The 18,434-nt window shown below is 72.9% G+C and carries 16 protein-coding genes; 11 read left to right on the plus strand and 5 right to left on the minus strand.

Annotated features, from left to right (window positions below):
- Positions 1-20 precede the first annotated feature (20 nt).
- Positions 21-1,214: an Ig-like domain-containing protein gene (locus ACH4S9_RS24180; protein WP_398373810.1), complete on the minus strand. Its 1,194-nt coding sequence runs from the start codon at positions 1,212-1,214 to the stop codon at positions 21-23.
- A gap of 205 nt (positions 1,215-1,419) precedes the next feature.
- Between ACH4S9_RS24180 and ACH4S9_RS24185 the strand changes: the two genes are divergently transcribed.
- The 6 genes from ACH4S9_RS24185 (at position 1,420) to ACH4S9_RS24210 (ending at position 8,488) form a co-directional block, all read left to right on the plus strand.
- Complete coding sequence (locus ACH4S9_RS24185) at positions 1,420-2,553, plus strand: hypothetical protein (protein WP_398373811.1); 1,134 nt, start codon at positions 1,420-1,422, stop codon at positions 2,551-2,553.
- Between the two features lie 228 nt (positions 2,554-2,781).
- Positions 2,782-3,966 (plus strand): lipid II:glycine glycyltransferase FemX, encoded by a 1,185-nt coding sequence (locus tag ACH4S9_RS24190; RefSeq protein ID WP_398373812.1) that lies wholly within the window; start codon positions 2,782-2,784, stop codon positions 3,964-3,966.
- A gap of 164 nt (positions 3,967-4,130) precedes the next feature.
- Positions 4,131-5,747, plus strand: coding sequence for a murein biosynthesis integral membrane protein MurJ (gene murJ, locus ACH4S9_RS24195; RefSeq protein ID WP_398374011.1), 1,617 nt, complete (start codon positions 4,131-4,133; stop codon positions 5,745-5,747).
- A 74-nt stretch (positions 5,748-5,821) separates the two neighbouring features.
- Positions 5,822-6,502, plus strand: coding sequence for a response regulator transcription factor (locus ACH4S9_RS24200; RefSeq protein ID WP_311723466.1), 681 nt, complete (start codon positions 5,822-5,824; stop codon positions 6,500-6,502).
- Between the two features lie 7 nt (positions 6,503-6,509).
- On the plus strand, positions 6,510-7,979 hold the full coding sequence (locus ACH4S9_RS24205) for an ATP-binding protein (RefSeq protein WP_398373813.1): 1,470 nt from the start codon (positions 6,510-6,512) through the stop codon (positions 7,977-7,979).
- Complete coding sequence (locus ACH4S9_RS24210; RefSeq protein WP_311723464.1) at positions 7,976-8,488, plus strand: hypothetical protein; 513 nt, start codon at positions 7,976-7,978, stop codon at positions 8,486-8,488. The genes ACH4S9_RS24205 and ACH4S9_RS24210 overlap by 4 nt, the downstream gene beginning before the upstream one ends.
- 78 nt (positions 8,489-8,566) lie before the next feature.
- Here ACH4S9_RS24210 and aceB read toward each other — a convergent pair whose 3' ends face one another.
- Both aceB and ACH4S9_RS24220 read right to left on the minus strand, forming a co-directional pair.
- A complete protein-coding gene (aceB, locus tag ACH4S9_RS24215; RefSeq protein ID WP_398373814.1) occupies positions 8,567-10,183 on the minus strand; it encodes a malate synthase A in 1,617 nt (538 codons plus the stop codon).
- 104 nt (positions 10,184-10,287) lie between these two features.
- Positions 10,288-10,896 (minus strand): nucleotidyltransferase family protein, encoded by a 609-nt coding sequence (locus ACH4S9_RS24220; RefSeq protein ID WP_311723462.1) that lies wholly within the window; start codon positions 10,894-10,896, stop codon positions 10,288-10,290.
- Positions 10,897-11,093: 197 nt separating this feature from the next.
- Between ACH4S9_RS24220 and ACH4S9_RS24225 the strand changes: the two genes are divergently transcribed.
- Positions 11,094-11,486 (plus strand): DUF5955 family protein, encoded by a 393-nt coding sequence (locus tag ACH4S9_RS24225; RefSeq protein ID WP_311723461.1) that lies wholly within the window; start codon positions 11,094-11,096, stop codon positions 11,484-11,486.
- A 43-nt stretch (positions 11,487-11,529) separates the two neighbouring features.
- On the opposite strand, the gene ACH4S9_RS24230 is transcribed toward ACH4S9_RS24225, so the two are convergent.
- A complete protein-coding gene (locus ACH4S9_RS24230; RefSeq protein WP_311723460.1) occupies positions 11,530-12,315 on the minus strand; it encodes an IclR family transcriptional regulator in 786 nt (261 codons plus the stop codon).
- A gap of 252 nt (positions 12,316-12,567) precedes the next feature.
- On the opposite strand from ACH4S9_RS24230, the gene allB reads away from it, so the two are divergent.
- Together allB and alc are read left to right on the plus strand one after the other, a co-directional pair.
- Positions 12,568-13,932: an allantoinase AllB gene (allB, locus tag ACH4S9_RS24235; protein ID WP_398373815.1), complete on the plus strand. Its 1,365-nt coding sequence runs from the start codon at positions 12,568-12,570 to the stop codon at positions 13,930-13,932.
- Positions 13,929-15,089, plus strand: coding sequence for an allantoicase (gene alc, locus ACH4S9_RS24240; RefSeq protein WP_398373816.1), 1,161 nt, complete (start codon positions 13,929-13,931; stop codon positions 15,087-15,089). Before allB ends, alc begins: the two co-directional genes overlap by 4 nt.
- A gap of 67 nt (positions 15,090-15,156) precedes the next feature.
- On the opposite strand, the gene ACH4S9_RS24245 is transcribed toward alc, so the two are convergent.
- Positions 15,157-16,182 carry an NACHT domain-containing protein gene (locus ACH4S9_RS24245; RefSeq protein ID WP_398373817.1) on the minus strand — a complete coding sequence of 342 codons (1,026 nt, stop codon included), beginning with the start codon at positions 16,180-16,182 and terminating at the stop codon, positions 15,157-15,159.
- A gap of 145 nt (positions 16,183-16,327) precedes the next feature.
- Between ACH4S9_RS24245 and ACH4S9_RS24250 the strand changes: the two genes are divergently transcribed.
- Both ACH4S9_RS24250 and ACH4S9_RS24255 read left to right on the plus strand, forming a co-directional pair.
- The gene (locus ACH4S9_RS24250; protein ID WP_398373818.1) at positions 16,328-17,509 is read left to right on the plus strand and encodes an NAD(P)/FAD-dependent oxidoreductase; all 1,182 of its coding nucleotides are present in this window, start codon (positions 16,328-16,330) and stop codon (positions 17,507-17,509) included.
- Positions 17,506-18,426, plus strand: a complete 921-nt coding sequence (locus tag ACH4S9_RS24255; RefSeq protein ID WP_398373819.1) for an RNA polymerase sigma-70 factor — start codon at positions 17,506-17,508, stop codon at positions 18,424-18,426. Before ACH4S9_RS24250 ends, ACH4S9_RS24255 begins: the two co-directional genes overlap by 4 nt.
- The last annotated feature ends 8 nt before the right edge of the window (positions 18,427-18,434 follow it).

Consider the following 18,434-nt stretch of genomic DNA (forward strand, 5'->3'; position numbering starts at 1 on the left):
GCTGAGCCAATGCGGCCCGGTCAGCGCAGGGCGCTCTTGGCCCGCCACTCCTCCCAGCTCACGTTCCAGTCGCCGAAGCCGTTGTTCAGCGCCACCTGCCCCTTCGTCTCCGCGCCCTTGACCTCGAACGGGTCGCCGATGCGGGCGTGTTCGTACAGCCACGCCGCGTTGGCGTCGCTCATGCCGATGCAGCCGTGGCTCTTGTTGGCCCTGCCGAAGTAGGCGGCGTTCCAGGGCGCGGCGTGTGCGTACGTGCCCGACCAGGTCAGCCGCATCGAGTAGTCGACCGTCTCGTCGTAGGCGTTGCCGAGGCCGACGGTCTCGGAGTTCATCCGGATGGTGCCCTCCTTGGCCATCAGTACCTCGGTGCCCCGCCATGAGCCGGTGTCGGCGCCGGGGGTGCCGCCGGAGACCGGGAAGGTCCGTACCGCCTTGCCGTCGCGCTCCAGGGTGAGCCGCTTGTCGTCGAGGTCGACCTTGACCACCTGCCGGGCGCCGATGGTGAAGCCGAGCTTGTAGTCGCGGACGAACCAGCCGCCGCCCTGGCCCGAGTCGGTGCCGTTCAGCCGGGCGTCCAGGGTGACCTTGGTGCCGGGCCGCCAGTACTCCTTGGGCCGCCAGTCCACCCGGTCCCGGCCGGACCAGTCCTTCATCCAGCCCCACGAGCCCTCGGTGTTGTTCGAGGTGGTGACCTTGAGCTGCTTCTCGACGGCGGCCTTGTTCTTCACCGGGCGGTCGAAGACCAGGGAGATCGGCTGCGCCACACCGACCGTGGTGTCCCCGCCCGGCCGCCAGTCCACCTTGTTGACGAGGCCCGCGGCGGCGGTGGTGAAGGACGACTTCGCGCTTCCCGCCGCCCCGCCCTCGGCGCGGGTGGCCGCCTTGACGGTGTAGGTGGTGCCGGGCGCGGCGTTGCGGTCCGAGGTCCAGGTCCGGCCGTCGCGCGACACCGTGCCGGTGAGCCTGCCGCCCCGTCCGTCGGTGACGGTCACCGAGGCGAGGGTGCCGCCGCTCGCGGCGACCTCGACCGGCTCGCCCGCCCGCCGGGGCGTGACGGTGACCGCCACCGCCCTGCCGCCCGAGCCCCCGCCGCCGACCTTCGCGTCCGCCTTCGCCGGGGCCGCGCCGCCGGAGGAGCAGCCGCTGAGCGCGGCGGTCAGCAGGGCGGCGGCGGCCGTGGCGGTGGCGGCGGAGCGCACACGTATCTGGCGCAACGGAAACCTCCGTGAGAGTCGGGGAGATGACGGGACGCTCGGGACTCTAAGCCGCGAAAAGCACGGGAATCGGCCCGCGCGGCCATGTGACGGCAGCTGGAGAGGAACGGTCATCGTCCGGTCACATGCGCCGCGCGGCACGGTCACGGGCGGCTGTGAGCCTCCTCGCGTTCCGCATCCGAGGAACCGGAAGAAAGGGATCTCCTTGTCCGACACCACACCCCGCGTCGGCGCCGTCCGCCGTCGCCGTCTCGCCGTGGCCCTGGCCGCCGGAGTGGCCGCGCTGACGATCGGCGCCGCCCCGGCGTCCGCCCGGCCCGGCTCCTGGCGCGCCGTCGTGCCTGAGGGCCTGAGCGAGGCCGTCCTCTACGACATCTCCAGCGCCGAGGGGGCGACATGGACCGCCGGGATCGATGTGACCGACTGGTCGCCGCTCGCCCTGCGCTGGAACGGCAGCGGCTGGACCAGGACGCCGCAGCCCGTGGAGCACGGCCGCTTCGACGACATCGCCGCGGGCGCCGGCGGCGAGGCGTGGGCGGTGGGCTCCCAGGGCGGCGGCGACGGCGGTGACGCGCCGATCGTCGAACGCTGGGACGGCGGCGCCTGGCAGCTGGAGGACGTGCCCCTGCCCGCCGGGGCGCGCGGCGGCTTCCACGCGGTCGCCGTCTCGCCGCAGGGCACGGTCTGGGCCGGCGGCGGCCTCTTCAACGACAACGAGGACGGGCTCCAGAGTCCGCTGCTGATGACCAAGGGCTCCGACGGGACCTGGCGGAGCGTGGAGATCCCGGCCGAGGCGGCCGTCGGCTCCACGATCAACGTCCTCCCGCTGGCGGACGACGACGTATGGCTGCTCGGGGTCAAGGGGGTCGCGCACTTCGACGGCACGGCCTGGACCCGCCAGCGGCTCCCCTCCCAGCTCGACGACACGACCTTCTACCTCTACGACATCGAGGAGCGGGAGCCGGGCGAGCTGTGGGCTGTAGGGCTCGCCCAGGACGACGAGCTGTGGCGGCGGCCGGTGGTGCTGCGCCTCGACCGCGGCCGCTGGAAGGAGGTGCCCACGCCGAAGGAGACCGCCGAGCTGCGCGGCATCACCTTCGACGACCACAAGCGCCCGGTGATCGTCGGAGAGACCGTGGACCCCGCGGTGGACCCGGACAGCAACTACACCCTGACCCTGGACGACGGCGGCCGCCTGGTCCGTGGGGAGCGGCCGCCCGGCGCCGGACACCTCATCGGGGCGGACACCGACGAGACGGGCCGGATCTGGACGTCGGGGACCGTGGACCACCCGGAGAAGCCCGGTTCGTACCTGCCGTACGCCGCCGTGCGCGACTGACGGACCGCAACCGTACGACCCGTCTCCCGAGGCCAGGTCAGACAACCCGTCTGACCTGGCCTTTCGCCATGCGCACGGCTATGCGCACGGACGAGTGCGCCGACCGGTGGCCATGTGACGGCGACCGCACAGGAACGGTCATCGTCCGGTCACACTCGCCGCTCGGCACGGTCATGGGCGGCTGTGAATCTTCCTCGCATCCCCATCAACGGCACCCGAGGAGGCGCAGTGTCAGCACTGCTGGTGACGGCGAGCCGCGGTCAGCGGGAAGCCCGGCTGGAGCCGATCAGCCCCGAGGCGTACCGCGCCTTCCTGGCGTCCCGCGCCGGCTCCGCCCTGGGCCCCGGCTTTCTCCAGTGCCCGTCCTGGGCCGAGGTGAAGGACGGCTGGCAGTCGAGGCTGCTCGGCTGGGGGCCGGAGGCCGGACCCGGGGCGGGGGAGCTGAGCGGGGTCGCGCTGGTGCTGCTGCGTCAGCTTCCCGGCACCCGGAAGTACTTCGCCTATCTGCCCGAGGGGCCCGTCGCCGACTGGACCGACCCGGACATCGACGGCTGGCTCGACCCGCTGCTGCGCCATCTGCGCGGCTGCGGCGTGTTCGCCGTGCGCATCGGGCCCGCCCCCGCCTACCGCGGCTGGCACGCCGCCGCGCTGAAGGCGCGCACCGGACCCGGGCGGCGCCTGTCCGACGTCCTCGCCAGCGAGGTCGACCCGCTGGGCACCGCCGTCGCCGACCGGCTGCGGGCCCGCGGCTGGCAGCGCTGCGGCGGGGACGACGAGGACGGGGACGCTCAGCCCCGCTATGTCTTCCGGGTGCCGCTGGCCGGACGGTCCCGCGAGGACCTGTGGCAGGGGCTCAACCAGGAGTGGCGGCGCAACATCCGCCGGGCCCACAAGGCGGGCGTGCGGGTGGAGTCGGGCGGCCCCGCCGAACTCCCCGAGTTCTACCGGCTGCTGCGGATCACCGAGGAGCGCGACGGCTTCCGCCTCGGCCGCTCACTGGCGTACTACGAGCGTCAGTACGCGGCGCTCAACGCCGAGGAGCCGGGGCGGATGAGGCTCTACCTCGCCCGGCACCAGGGCGAGATCCTCGCCGCCCACACCATGATCACGGTGGGCCGGCGGGTCTGGTACCAGACCGGGGCCTCGGCCGACCACCGGCGCGAGGTCCGCCCCTCCAACGCCCTCCAGTGGCAGATGCTGCTGGACGCCCACGACCGGGGCGCGGAGGTGTACGACATGCGCGGGGTACCCTCCACACTCGACCCCGACGAACGGCCGTTCGGGCTGCTGCGCTGGAAGCTGGGCACCGGAGGCCAGGTTGTCGAGACGCTGGGGGAGTGGGAGACACCATTGAGCGGCACCGCCAACCACGCGCTGTACCGCGCCTTCCAGCTGTATCTGGCCCGCCGATGAGCGCCCCCGCGAACCCGGCGGCCGAGGCGAACCCGGCGGCCGAGGCGAACCCGGCGGCCGAGTCGAACCCGGCGGCCGAGGCGAACCCGGCGGCCGAGGCGGTCGACGAGCCCCATGCCCCGCCCGCCGGCCGCCCCGCCTCCGTGCTGCGCAGCGGGGCGCTCATGGCCGCCGGGTCCCTGGTCTCCCGCGCCACCGGATTCGTCCGCTCCGCCGTCGTCGCCGCCGCGCTCGGCGTCGGGCTGGCCGCCGACGGCTACGCGGTCGGCAACTCCGTGCCCAACATCGTCTACACGCTGCTCCTGGGCGGCGCGCTCAACGCCGTCTTCGTGCCCGAGCTGGTCAGGGCCGCCAAGGAACACGCGGACGGCGGCGCCGCGTACACCGACCGGCTGCTCACCGTCTGCACCGCGGCCCTGCTGCTGATCACTGCCGGGGCGGTGCTCGCCGCGCCCGCCATCGTCGCGGCGTACACCGACTACACGGGCGGGCAGGCCACGATGACGGTCGCCTTCGCCCGCTATTGCCTGCCGCAGATCTTCTTCCTCGGGCTCTTCACCCTGCTGGGGCAGGTGCTGAACGCCCGGGGCCGGTTCGGCGCGATGATGTGGACCCCCGTCCTCAACAACGTCGTCGTGATCGCCGTGTTCGGCCTGTATCTGGCCACGGCCGGTACCGGGGGCACGCTCACCCCCGGCGAGACCGCGCTGCTCGGCTGGGGGACGACCGCGGGCATCGCCGTCCAGGCGCTGGCGCTGCTGCCGTCGCTGCGCGCGGCGCGCTTCCGCTGGCGGCCGAGGTTCGACTGGCGGGGCAGCGGGCTGTCCCGGCCGCTGCGCTCGGCCGGTTGGCTGGTGCTGCTGGTGTTCACCAACCAGGTCGCGTACTGGGTGGTGACCTGGCTGGCGACGCGGGCCGGGGAGCGCGCGGCGGCCGAGGGGACGGACGGCGCCGGGTTCAGCGCATACAACAACGCGTATCTGCTGTGGGCCGTACCGCACGGGATCGTGACCGTGTCGCTGGTCACCGCGCTGATGCCGAGGATGAGCGGGGCGGCGGCCGACGGCGACACCGCGGCCGTGCGGCGGGACGTCTCGTACGCCCTGCGCAGCAGCGCCGCCGCCGTCGTGCCCGCCGCCTGCGCGCTCTTCTCGCTCGCCGGGCCGGTGATGGCGGCCGTCTTCCAGTACGGCAGGACCGGCGCGGACGACATCGAGGTCATGGCGGGGACCCTGATGGCGTTCGCCCCGGGGCTGGTGGCCTTCTCCGGGCAGTACGTCCTCTCGCGCGCCTTCTACGCGCTCTCCGACACCCGCACGCCCTTCCTGCTGAACCTGGTGATCTCCGGGCTCAACGCGGGGCTGTCCGTGGCCGCGTATCTGCTGCTGCCCGCGCGCTGGGCGGTCACCGGGATGGCCGGGGCCTATTCGGTGGCGCTGTTCGCGGGCTGGGCGGCCACCGCGTATGTGCTGAACCGCAGGCTCCCGCCGACGCCCGCGCCCACGCCGGGCGGGCGGGGGCGGACGAGGGTGCGGCGGGGCGGGCTGTGGCGCTCGCCGTCCGTGGGCGCGCTGGTCCGGCTGCTGCTGGCCGCCGCGCCGGCCACCGTCTACGGCCAGTTGGCGGCCACCCGCACGGCCTCCTTGGGCCCGGTCGCCGCCGCCACCGCGGGCCTGGCGGCCATCGCGGCGGTCTACGCGATCCTGGCGGGGCCGCTGCGCCTGACCGAACTGGACGCGGCGCTCAAGGCGGTGTTCCGCAAACTGCGCCGCCGCACCTGACCGGATGCCGCGCCTGACCGGATGCCGCGCCTGAACAGACGCCGCCTCACCTGCTGGAATGGAATACTCCGCACATGCCACGCGTCCTTCTCATAGAAGACGACCCCTCTGTCCGCGAAGGGATCGAACTCGGCCTGCGCCGCCGCGGACACGAGGTGCGCACCGCCGCCACCGGCGAGGCCGGGCTCACCGCCATCCGTGAGTTCCAGCCCGACCTGCTGCTCCTGGACCTCATGCTGCCCGGCATCAACGGAGTCCAGGTCTGCCGCCAGGTCCGCGAGGCCAGCCAGCTGCCGATCATCATGCTCACCGCGCGTGGCGACGACTTCGACGTGGTGGTCGGTCTTGAGGCCGGGGCCGACGACTACATCGTCAAACCCGCCCGTACCGAGGTCATCGAGGCCCGTATCCGGGCCGTGCTGCGCCGCATCGAGGAGCCCGGCGGGCGCCCAGCCGTCGAGTTCTACGGCGACCTCGCCATCGACCGCGCAGGGCTGGCCGTGTCCAAGGCCGGGGAACGCCTCGCCCTCGCGCCCTCCGAGCTGAAGCTCCTGCTGTATCTGACCGCCGCGCCCGAGCAGGTCTTCAGCCGTCAGCAACTGCTCGAACAGGTCTGGGAGCACAGCTACCACGGCGACGCCCGCCTGGTCGACGCCTGCGTACGGCGGCTGCGCCACAAGATCGAGGACGTGGCCGGCAGCCCGCGTTACATACAGACCCTGCGGGGCTTCGGCTACCGCTTCGGACCGCTGTGAGCCCCCGTTGACCCGCTGGAGAGCCCGCATCGGGCTGCGCACCCGGCTCGTGCTCGCCTTCCTGCTGGTCGCCGCGGTCAGCGCCGGCACCACCGCGACCCTCACCTACCGCAAGGCGCGCACCGCGATCCTCGAACAGGCCCAGGACACCGCCGTCTCCTCCTTCCGGGACCGGGTCAGCGATATGGGCGTCCAGCTCCCCGTCGAGCCCAAGTCCCTTCAGGAGCGCCTGCGTCAGCTCGCCCGGCAGGGCAAGCCGCACCCCTGGGTGGTGTTCGCCGAGTACGGCTCGGTCCGGGTCTCCTCCGGCACCAGCCCCGTCTCCACCGTCATCACCCCGGAGCTGCGCCGCGCCGCGCTCGCCAGCCCGCGCAGCGGCAGCTTCCAGCGGGTCGAGAAGCACGGCGCCCCCTGGCTGACCGTCGCCGTCCCGACCGTCTTCCGGGCCGGGAAGACCGTGCGCCCCACCGGTCTTGTGCTCTACGCCGTGATGCCGCTGACCGACGAGGAGGCCAACGTCCGGGCCATGGTCACCGCGGCCCGCGACGGGGCCCTGCCGGGGCTCGCCGTGGCGCTCGTCCCCGCGCTGCTGGCCGCGCGCAGCGTGCTGCGCCCGGTGCGCGACCTGCGGAAGGCCTCGCAGAGCATGGGCCGGGGCCGCCTCGACACCCGGATCCAGGTCAAGGGCAGCGATGAACTCTCCGACCTCGCCCGCACCTTCAACGAGTCCGCCGTCGCCCTGGAGCGATCCGTCGGCGAACTCCAGGACGCCGAGGCGCGCGCCCGCCGCTTCGCCTCCGACGTCTCGCATGAGCTGCGCACCCCGCTCGCCGGGATGCTCGCGGTCACCGAGGTCCTGGACGAGGACGCGGCCCGCCTCGCCCCCGACACCGCGGCCGCCGTCCGGCTGATCAGCGCGGAGACCGGCAAACTCGCGGTCCTCGTCGAGGACCTGATGGAGATCTCCCGCTTCGACGCCGGGGCCGCCGAGCTGAACACCGACGAGGTCGACGTCGCGCAGACCATCCGCAAGACCCTGAGCAGCCGCCACTGGACCGACCCCGACGAGATCGTCACCGACCTGCCCGACGGCATCCGGGCCCGGCTCGACCCCCGCCGTTTCGATGTCGTCGTCGCCAACCTCGTCGGCAACGCGCTGCGGCACGGCGCCGCGCCGGTCGTCGTACGGCTGCGGACGGAGACGCCCCCGGCGCCGGACGGTGAGCTGCCCCGGCTCGTCGCCGAGGTCGCCGACAGCGGCCCCGGCATCCGCCCTGACGCGCTGCCGCATATCTTCGACCGCTTCTACAAGGCGGACTCCGCCCGCACCCGGTCGGAGGGCAGCGGCCTCGGCCTCGCCATCACCCTGGAGAACGTACGGCTGCACGGCGGCACGATCCGGGCGGCGAACGGCCCACAGGGAGGCGCCGTCTTCACCGTGGAGATCCCCGTGACGAGCGGGGAGGTGACGGCGTGAAGCGTCCGGGCAGCCTGGGCCGCCTGGGCTCGGCCACGGTGGCGGCCGCGCTGCTCACCGGCTGCGGGGTGCGGCAGAGCGATGTAGTCGAGGCCGGCGGCCCGGCCACCGTCACCGTCCTGCCCGACGCCGAGCAGCGGGTGATTCTCTTCTTCGTCTCCTCGGAAGGCCGTCTGACCCCGGAGTCCAGGGGGTTCTTCCTGAGCCAGGAGGGGGAGTACGTGGTGCCCGGCGGCAAGGTTCTCACCATGCTGCTGGCCGGCCCGAGCGAGCAGGCGCGCGCGGCCGGGCTCCATACGGAGCTGCCCCGGTCGAGGGGGTTCGTGGGGGTGAAGGCGGGCCCGGACCAGGTGTTCGTCAGGGTCTCGATCGCGGTGCGCGACCTCGAGAAGACGGCCGTGCGCCAGCTGGTCTGCACGGCCGCGTACGTCGACGGCGGCGACGGCAACGCGGAGGTGATCATCACGGGCGACGACGGCAGGCTCCCGGCCATGGACTGCGACGCCTGACGCGGAGGGGCTCTGCGCCCCAGCCCCAAGGGGCGGGACACAGAGCCCCTGTGCGGCTCCGCCGCGTGCAGGCCCCGCTCAGCGCAGCAGCTCGTACGCCGGCAGCGTCAGGAACTCCGCGTAGTCCTCGTCCAGCGCGACCTTGAGCAGCAGATCGTGGGCCTGCTGCCAGTTGCCCGCCGCGAACGCCTCCGCGCCGATCTCCTCGCGGACCGCCGCCAGTTCCTCCGCCGCGATCGCGCGGACCAGTGGGGCCGTCGCCTTCTCCCCGTTCTCGAAGACCACGCCCGCGTTGATCCACTGCCAGATCTGGGAGCGGGAGATCTCGGCCGTGGCGGCGTCCTCCATGAGGTTGAAGATCGCGACCGCGCCCAGGCCCCGCAGCCAGGCCTCGATGTAGCGGATGCCGACCTGGACCGCGTTGCGCAGGCCGGCCGAGGTGGGCTTGGCGTCGAGGGAGGCGATGTCGATCAGCTCGGGGGCCGTGACCCGGACGTCCTCGCGCAGCCGGTCCTTCTGGTTCGGCCGGTCGCCGAGCACCGCGTCGAAGGAGGCGCGGGCGACGGGGACCAGGTCGGGGTGGGCGACCCAGGAGCCGTCGAAGCCGTCGTTCGCCTCGCGGTCCTTGTCGGTCCGGACCTTGTCGAAGGCGACGGCGTTGACCTCGGGGTCGCGGCGGGAGGGGATGAAGGCCGCCATGCCGCCGATCGCGTGGGCGCCGCGCTTGTGGCAGGTGCGGACCAGCAGTTCGGTGTAGGCGCGCATGAACGGGGCGGTCATGGTGACGGCGTTGCGGTCGGGGAGGACGAAGTCCGCCCCGGCGTCGCGGAAGTTCTTGACGATGGAGAAGAGGTAGTCCCAGCGCCCCGCGTTCAGCCCGGAGGCGTGGTCGCGCAGCTCGTAGAGGATCTCCTCCATCTCGTACGCGGCGGTGATCGTCTCGATGAGAACGGTGGCGCGGATGGTGCCCTGGGGGATGCCGAGGTGGTCCTGGGCGAAGACGAAGATGTCGTTCCAGAGGCGGGCCTCGAGGTGCGACTCGGTCTTGGGGAGGTAGAAGTACGGGCCCTTGCCCTGGTCGAGCAGGCGCCGGGCGTTGTGGAAGAAGTAGAGCCCGAAGTCGACGAGGGCGCCGGGCACGGCGCGGTCACCGGCCCGCAGATGGCGCTCGTCGAGGTGCCAGCCGCGCGGCCGGGCGACGACGGTGGCGAGCTCTTCGGCGGGGCGCAGCGCGTACGCCTTGCCCTCGGGGGTGGTGAAGTCGATGCGGCGCTCGTAGGCGTCGATGAGGTTGAGCTGGCCGAGGACGACGTTCTCCCAGGTCGGGGCTGAGGCGTCCTCGAAGTCGGCGAGCCAGACCCTGGCGCCCGAGTTGAGGGCGTTGATGGTCATCTTGCGGTCGGTGGGGCCGGTGATCTCCACCCGGCGGTCGTCGAGGGCGGCCGGGGCGGGGGCGACGCGCCAGTCGGGGTCCTCGCGGATGGAGGCGGTCTGCGGGAGGAAGTCAAGGGTGCCGGTTCGGGCGATCTCGGCGCGGCGTTCGGCGCGGCGGGCGAGGAGCTCGTCGCGGCGCGGGGTGAAGCGGTGATGGAGCTCGGCCAGGAAGGCCAGGGCCGAGTCGGTCAGCACCTCTCCCTGCCGCTCGAGCGGCTCGGCGTCGACGATGGCCAGCGGGGACGGTGCTGGTGCGGACATGGGCGGTCACTCCTCGGGCGACACACGGCGAAATACGTGAGCTTCCGTCTTCTGTTCTGTGGATACTAATTTCCTCATGGCGGAACTTCAACGTCCTGTTGGCCTCACTCCAGCCGCCCCAGGTCCTCCGGGGTGTCGATGTCGTCAGGCCGGGCGACATCGGAGCAGTCGACGAGCCTGACCGCCGACTGATGAGCCTTCAGATAAGCGCGTGCCCCCCGATCGCCCACCGCACTCGCCGCGACATCCCCCCACCGCTCGGCACCGAACAGCACCGGATGGCCCCGCAGCCCGTCGTACACCGCCGCGACCAGGCACGACGGCGAGTCGTACGCCGCCGCGACGCGGGCCACCGCCGCGGCCCCGATCCCCGGCTGGTCCACGAGCATCACCAGCGCCGCCCGCGCGCCCGTACCGGCCAGCGAGGCGAGGCCGGCCCGCAGCGAGGAGCCCATGCCCTCGGCCCAGTCCGGGTTGTCGACCAGCGTGCACCCGGGGAGCTCGGCCCTGGCCCGTACGGCCTCGGCGCCCGCCCCCAGCACGATGTGCACCGGGGCGCAGCCGCCCTCCCGCAGCGCCCGCGCCGCGTGCTCCACCAGTGGCCTGCCCCGGTGGGCCAGCAAAGCCTTCGGCCGCCCGCCCAGCCGCCTGCCGCCGCCCGCGGCCAGCAGCAACCCGGCGACCTGGGACTTTTCATGCGATGTGCGATCCATGGGCATTGTTTCTCCCGCTCGTCCCTTCAAGATCCCCCTGTGGTACCCGGTCTGATTTTCGCTCTCCGTATGGCGTGTCGTGCACAGAGTGGCGTTAACTGATCCGCGGCCTCTCGCGTCCGATCGGCGCGTCCAGGGGCCGTGGGGAGAAGGGGGCAGGCTTCGTGCAAAGCCGCGCGAGGGCGAGCAGGACAGTGATGTCCGACGATCACATGAGGCTCCGGACGACACCCGGCGCCTGGTCAGTGGAGGGCGCCGCGGTCGTGGAGGACAGCCGAGTGGGCTGCACCGAGGAGGATCCCAGAGCGACGGAGCTGCGCCGGGCCGTCGCCCGGCTGCGGCGCGAACTGGCCGCCCACCCGGCCGACTTGCCGGACCGGGCCATAGCGGACGACGAACTCGCCGCGCTGGACGCCATGGCGCGCGAGGGAGTGCCCGAAGTGCCCCGGCTGCGCCGGGCGCTGCTGCTCATCGCGGGCGCGCTCGGCTCGGTGAGCGCACTGGCCGCCGCGCTGACGGGGGTGCGCGCGGCGATCGACCTCTTCGGCGAGGTGCCGCAGCCGCGGGGAAGGGGAGTCGGCAGGGACTGAGGGCTGAGGACTGAGGGGAGTCGGGAGGCCGGGGGGGGTACCGTCAGGCCGATCCCGTGCTGGCGAGCGCGGAGGACAGCTGGGCCGCGACCTCCTTGAGGATCGGAACCATGTCCTCCGTGGCCTCGTCCGTCACCCGCCCGGCCGGGCCCGAGATCGAGATGGCCGCCGCCGTGGGCGAGTCGGGCACGGCCACCGCGAGGCAGCGCACGCCCATCTCCTGCTCGTTGTCGTCCACCGCGTAGCCCATCTCGCGCACCCGGCCCAGGGCCTCCAGGAACTCGTCCGGCGAGGTGATCGTCTTCGGGGTGGCGGCCGGCATGCCGGTCCGGGCCAGCAGCGCGCGCACCTCATCGGCGGGCGTGTGCGCCAGCAGCGCCTTGCCCACGCCCGTCGTGTGCGGCAGTACCCGCCGCCCGACCTCGGTGAACATCCGCATCGAGTGGCGCGAGGGCACCTGCGCCACGTACACCACCTCGTCGCCGTCCAGCAGCGCCATGTTCGCGGTCTCGCCGGTCTCCTCCACCAGCCGCGCCAGATACGGCCGGGCCCAGGTGCCCAGCAGCCGGGAGGCGCTCTCGCCGAGCCGGATCAGCCGGGGGCCGAGCGCGTAGCGGCGGTTCGGCTGCTGCCGCACATAGCCGCAGGCGACCAGGGTGCGCATCAGGCGGTGGATGGTGGGCAGCGGAAGCCCGCTGCTGCCGGAGAGCTCGCTCAGCCCGACCTCGCCCCCGGCGTCCGCCATCCGCTCGAGCAGATCGAAGGCTCGCTCGAGGGACTGGACGCCGCCGGAGGCGGCAGCGGCGGTCTTGGGCTCGGCGGACGGCACGTCGGCATTCCTTTCGCGGCGGGTGGGGCCGGCCCTCCCGCGGTTGTCCCGCCCCGGCCGACCGGCCAACGGGCAGCCTACCCGCCCCTGGGCGGCCAGGTTCTGCGCTCCGAAAATCCACTTCCATTCTATGAACGGTCGCTTGGGGAGCGGACGGGCCTCGGCCTGTCGGGTCTTGACCCGGCGGGCGGCTCGGTGAAAACTCGTAGAGCAGAAAGTTGTTTCCGCTTTGCGGAAGATCGGAGGGTGCGGATGTCCGACGCGGATCCGGATCTGGTGCTGCGCTCGACCCGTGTGGTGACCCCGGAGGGGACACGCGCGGCATCGGTCGCCATCGCCACGGCCGACGGAACGATCTCGGCAGTCCTGCCGTACGACACGGCCGTCCCGCCCGCGGCCCGCCTGGAGGACCTCGGGGACGACGCCCTCCTCCCCGGCCTCGTCGACACCCACGTCCATGTCAACGACCCCGGCCGCAGCGAATGGGAGGGCTTCGCCTCCGCCACCCGCGCGGCCGCGGCCGGCGGCGTCACCACCCTCGTCGACATGCCGCTCAACAGCATCCCGCCCACCACCACCGTCCGGGCGCTGGAGCTCAAGCGCGCCGTCGCCCGCGCCGCGGCCCACATCGACATCGGCTTCTGGGGCGGCGCCGTCCCCGGCAACGTACGGGACCTGAAACCCCTGCACGACGCCGGTGTCCTCGGCTTCAAGTGCTTTCTGCTCCACTCCGGCGTGGACGAGTTCCCCCAGCTCGCCCCCGCCGAACTCGACGCGGCGCTCGGCGAGATCGCGGGCTTCGGCGGCCTGCTCATCGTCCACGCCGAAGACCCCCAGCTGATCGACCGCGCCCCGAGCCCCGGCGGCCCCCGCTACGCCGACTTCCTCGCCTCACGCCCGCGCGAGGCCGAGAACCGGGCCATCGCGGGGCTGATCGAACTCGCGCGCAAGCACGCCGCCCGCGTGCACATCCTGCATCTGTCCTCCGCCGACGCGCTCCCGCTGATCGCCGCCGCCCGGCGCGAGGGCATCGACGTCACGGTGGAGACCTGCCCCCACTTCCTCACCCTGACCGCCGAGGAAGTCCCCGACGGCGCCACCGAGTTCAAGTGCTGCCCGCCCATCCGCGAGGCCGCCAACCAGGACGCGCTGTGGCAGGGCCTGGCCGACGGCACCATCGACTGCGTGGTCTCCGACCACTCGCCGTGCACCGCGGACCTCAAGGTCGGCGACTTCGGACAGGCCTGGGGCGGCATCTCCTCCCTCCAGCTCGGCCTCCCCGCGGTCTGGACCGAGGCGCGCCGCCGCGGCCGTACGCTCCACGACCTCGCCCGCTGGATGTCCACCGCCCCCGCCGCGCTGGTCGGCCTCGCGCACAAGGGCGCCATCGAACCCGGGCGCGACGCCGACTTCGCCGTCCTCGCGCCCGAGGAGACCTTCACCGTCGACCCGGCCGCGCTCCACCACCGCAATCAGGTCACCGCCTACGCAGGGAAGACCCTGTACGGCGTCGTGCGGTCCACCTGGCTGCGCGGCCGGAAGATCGCCGACCACGGCGCCCCGGCCGCACCCACCGGACCCACCGGCCGACTCCTGGAAAGGCAGCACACCGCATGACCGCGCCCATTCCCCGCTTCACCGGCGACGCGAGCCCCTACGGCGGCGGCGACCCGTACGCCGACTACCGCACCGCGGACCTCCCCTTCACCCACCTCGCGGACCTGGCCGACCGGCGGCTGGGCGCGAGCGTCATCGCGGCCAACGACGAGTTCTTCGCCGAGCGCGAGAACCTGCTGCGGCCCGAGGCCCCGCACTTCGACCCCGAGGACTTCGGCCACAAGGGCAAGGTCATGGACGGCTGGGAGACCCGCCGCCGGCGCGGCGCCTCGGCCGAGCACCCGCACCCCGCCGGCGAGGACCACGACTGGGCGCTGATCCGCCTCGGCACGCCCGGCGTCATCCACGGCATCGTCGTCGACACCGCCCACTTCCGCGGCAACTACCCGCAGGCCGTCGGCGTCGAGGCGACATCGGTGGCGGGCACCCCCTCCCCCGAAGAACTGCTCGCCGATGGGGTGCAGTGGACGGAACTCGTCCCCCGCACCCCCGTGGGCGGCCACGCGGCCAACGGCTTCCCGGTCGCGGTGGCCCGCCGCTTCACCCACCTCAGGCTGAAGCAGCACCCCGACGGCGGGATCGCCCGCCTCCGCGTCCACGGCGAGGCCGTCCCCGACCCCGGCTGGCTCACCGCCCTCGGCACCTTCGACCTGGCCGCCCTGGAGAACGGCGGCGCCGCCGAGGACGCCTCCGACCGCTTCTACTCCCCGCCCGCCAACTCCATCCAGCCCGGCCGCTCCCGCAAGATGGACGAGGGCTGGGAGACCCGCCGCCGCCGCGACCACGGCCACGACTGGGTCCGCTACCGGCTCACCGAACAGGCCCGGATCCGGGCCGTCGAGATCGACACCGGCTGCTACAAGGGCAACGCCCCGGGCTGGGCCGCGCTCTACGCCCTCGACGCCACCGCCGGCGCCGACCCGGCCGACCACTCGGCCCCCGGCTGGACCGAACTCCTGCCCCGCACCCGCCTCCAGCCCGACACCGTCCACCGCTTCCAACTCGCCGGGGCCGCGCCCGCCACCCACGTCCGCATCGACATCTTCCCGGACGGCGGCGTCGCCCGCCTGCGGCTGCACGGCACGCTCACGGAGGCGGGCGCGGAGCGGCTCGCGGCGCGGTACGCGGAGCTGGGCGGGGGTGAACCTCACCGGTAGCGGACCTGCACGCCCGGCCCGAGGCGGTCGGCGCCCGTGACGACCTGCGTTGTGCCCACCTCGACGCTCAGACGGGGGTGGGCCGGGCGGCCGGCCAGCGAGGACAGGTCGAGCGGGCCTGGGTAAGGGCCATGGCACATGCCGAAGAACACCCAGACCGTGCCGCGGTGACGGCCAGCCAGTTGAGCAGCGTCGTCTTCCCGGAGCCCGCTTCCCCGCGCAACAGCACACGTGGCGCCTGCTTCAGTGCCGCCTCGACCCGTACGCTCGTCGGCGACTCCTGCTCGGCCGTGTCCCATGCGCCGATGCCCGTCCGTAACCGGTCGACGGACCCGTGGCCCGTCCGCCGCGCTGCCCGCGCCTCGTCCGTGCTGACGCGCAGACTGATGTATGCGACGGACAGCTTGGTGCGCGGCGCCTGCCCTGCCGTGAAGCTGAACAGCTCCACCTCGTCCATGGTGCGGCTGATGAACTCCAGATACTCCCGGCGGAAGGCGGCGTCCTGATCCGCGCCCTGCGGCGCGTACAACGACCTGACGGGCAGCCGCTCCAGCACCCGGCTCAGCTCCGAGCCGAGCTCGCCGACCCGCCCGAGCAGCTCGGTGACGCCGCGCTCGGTGAAGACCGGGAGGCGGCGCAGGGTCTGCACATAGCAGTCGCAGCACTCGGCCAGCAGCAGTTCGTAGAAGCGCGTCTCCGCCTCGCTCAGCCCGGTCGGCGGGGAAGCGGCGGTACGGACCCGGCGGGCGAGCTCGGCCGGGTTGGCGTCGGACCCGAGGATCGCCTCGTCGGACAGGTCCGCGTGGGCGAAGGCCGCCGTCACGGCGTCGAGCGCCGCCCGCCGTCCGCCCTCGTCCAGGCCGCGGAACTCATGCCCGCAGATGGGCTCAAGCCGCGCCGCGACCGCGTCCGCGATCTGCTCGAACTGCCGCTCCACGCCACGCTGGGCCCGCAGCCCCGGTATCCGCCGCCGGATCAGCGCGGACATGTCCATCCGGCTCTCCTGCTCGCGCGTACGCGGGTCGAGCCACATCCGGACGACGCGCGTCGCCAGCGTCCGCCCCAGGTTGATCGCCGCGGCCTCAGCACTCACACCACTCCGCCCCTTCGAGGTGATTCTCGACTGCCGGAACCTTCCTGTCAGTCGCTGTGTCGCGCGTCACATCGACCTCATGTCACGTTCGCGCTGGCTGCTTGCATCTCGTGGTCGTCAGCAGGCGATGAGGGAGGACGGAACGATGAGCGCACACCGTGTGGTGGTTCTGGGGGCGGGTTACGCGGGGATGGCCGCGGCGGTTCAGCTCGCGGCCCGGGTCAAGGGGCGCGAGGGCGTGCGGGTGACGGTGGTGAACGCGCAGGAGCGGTTCACCGAGCGGCTGCGGCTGCACATGACGGCGACCGGGCAGCAGCTCGCGGAGCTGAGCATCCCGGAGTTGCTGGAGGGGACCGGGGCGGAGTTCGTGCGCGGCTGGGTGACGGCGGTGGACGCCGGGGCGAGGACGGTGCGGGTCGATGACGATCGGGTGCTGGAGTACGACACGCTGGTGTACGGGCTGGGTGGTGTGGCGGACACGGCCACGGTGCCGGGTGTTGAGGAACACGCCTACACCCTGAACAGCCCGCAGGATGCCGAGGTGCTGGCCGGGCGGCTGGGGCGGCTCGGTGGCGGGGGCACGGTGGTGGTCGGCGGGAGTGGGCTGACGGGTGTGGAGTCGGCGGCGGAGATCGCGGAGCGGTACCCGGAGTTGAATGTGGTGCTGCTGGGCCGGGGTGAGCCTGGTGCGGCGATGAACCCGAAGGCCCGGGCGTACATGCGGGCCGCGCTCCAGCGCCTGGGTGTTCAGGTGCGTAGCGGGGTCGAGGTGGCGAAGGTGCTGCCGGATGCGGTCGAGCTGGCGGGTGGGGAGAGCGTCGCCGCGGATGTGGTGTTGTGGACGAGTGGTACGCGGGTGTCGCCGCTGGCGGCCGCCGCGGGGCTGGCTGTCGATGAGCGCGGCCGGGTCGTCACGGACACCGCGCTGCGGTCGGTGTCGCACCCGGAGGTGTTCGCGGTGGGTGACGCGGCGGCGATCCGCCAGGGGTATGGCCTGATGCACGGCACCTGCCAGGGCGGGATGCCGACCGGTGTGCACGCCGCGCTGTCGATCGACCGGGTGCTGAAGGGCAAGGAGCCCAAGCCGTTCCGCTTCGGCTACTACCACACCCCGGTGAGCCTGGGCCGCAACGACGCCGTGGTGCAGTTCACCCACCCCGACGACAGCCCGCGGCGGGCGTATCTGACCGGCAGGTTTGCCGCCAGGTATAAGGAGACGGTGACTGCTTCGCCCTGGCCGACCTATGGCCGTATGAAGAAGATGCCCGCTTCGGGCGCGTTCTGGCCCCGTGGCGGCCGCTTCACCCGCATCCGGGGGTCGAGATGACCCACCCCTCCCCGGACGCCGACCAGCAGGTGTTCAACCAGCATCGCAATCTGCTGTTCTCGGTGGCCTACCGTGTCCTCGGCACCGCGGCCGATGCCGAGGACACGGTCCAGGACGCCTGGATCAAGTGGTCGGCCGCCGACCGCTCGCAGGTGGCCGACCCCAAGGCGTATCTGACGCGGATCGTGTCGAATCTGGCGCTGGCACGGCTGCGCTCCACCCGGCACAAGCGCGAGACCTATGTGGGGCCGTGGCTGCCGGAGCCCATCCTCACCATCGGCGACACCGCCGAGACCGTCGCGGACGCCGAGTCGGTGTCGATGGCCATGCTGGTGGTACTGGAGACACTCAGCCCGCTGGAGCGCGCGGTGTTCGTGCTGAAGGAGGTCTTCGACTTCAGCCACGCCGAGATCGCGGAGGCGGTGGAGCGTTCCGAAGCCGCGGTGCGGCAGGCCGCACACCGTGCCCGTGAGCATGTGCGGGCCCGGCGGCCGCGCTTCACCGCGGACCGGGCGCGGCAGCGCGAGGTCACCGATCGGTTCTTCGCCGCCGCGACCGGCGGTGACGTCAATGCCCTGATGGAGTTGCTGTCCCCGGACGTCACGCTGTGGACCGACGGCGGCGGGAAGGTCCGTCAGGCCCTGCTCCCGGTCGTGGGCGCCTCCACGGTGGCCAACTGGTTCGCCGCCATCGGCACCGTCACCTACCAGGGCATCGAGCCCGCCGACATGAAAGCCGAACTCGTCGAGATCAACGGCGGGCCGGGCGTGGTGTTCAGCGGGCCGGACCGCGTGATCGCCACCGTCACCTTCGATTTCGACCCCGACGGCCGCATCACCACCATCCACAACGTGGCCAACCCGGACAAGCTCCAGGCCGTGGCCAACGGCACCGCTCACGACTTCGGGACCCAGTGAGCCAGGCG

It is taken from the genome of Streptomyces sp. NPDC021225, from assembly GCF_044332865.1.
GTDB lineage: Bacteria > Actinomycetota > Actinomycetes > Streptomycetales > Streptomycetaceae > Streptomyces.

Bases quoted from the DNA above. Each gene is read 5' to 3' on its own strand.
- murJ (WP_398374011.1), top strand. From the start codon at position 4,131: ATGGCCGCCGGGTCCCTGGTCTCCCGCGCCACCGGATTCGTCCGCTCC.
- ACH4S9_RS24200 (WP_311723466.1), top strand. From the start codon at position 5,822: ATGCCACGCGTCCTTCTCATAGAAGACGACCCCTCTGTCCGCGAAGGG.
- aceB (WP_398373814.1), bottom strand. From the start codon at position 10,183: ATGTCCGCACCAGCACCGTCCCCGCTGGCCATCGTCGACGCCGAGCCG.
- ACH4S9_RS24220 (WP_311723462.1), bottom strand. From the start codon at position 10,896: ATGGATCGCACATCGCATGAAAAGTCCCAGGTCGCCGGGTTGCTGCTG.
- ACH4S9_RS24225 (WP_311723461.1), top strand. From the start codon at position 11,094: ATGTCCGACGATCACATGAGGCTCCGGACGACACCCGGCGCCTGGTCA.
- allB (WP_398373815.1), top strand. From the start codon at position 12,568: ATGTCCGACGCGGATCCGGATCTGGTGCTGCGCTCGACCCGTGTGGTG.
- alc (WP_398373816.1), top strand. From the start codon at position 13,929: ATGACCGCGCCCATTCCCCGCTTCACCGGCGACGCGAGCCCCTACGGC.
- ACH4S9_RS24250 (WP_398373818.1), top strand. From the start codon at position 16,328: ATGAGCGCACACCGTGTGGTGGTTCTGGGGGCGGGTTACGCGGGGATG.
- ACH4S9_RS24255 (WP_398373819.1), top strand. From the start codon at position 17,506: ATGACCCACCCCTCCCCGGACGCCGACCAGCAGGTGTTCAACCAGCAT.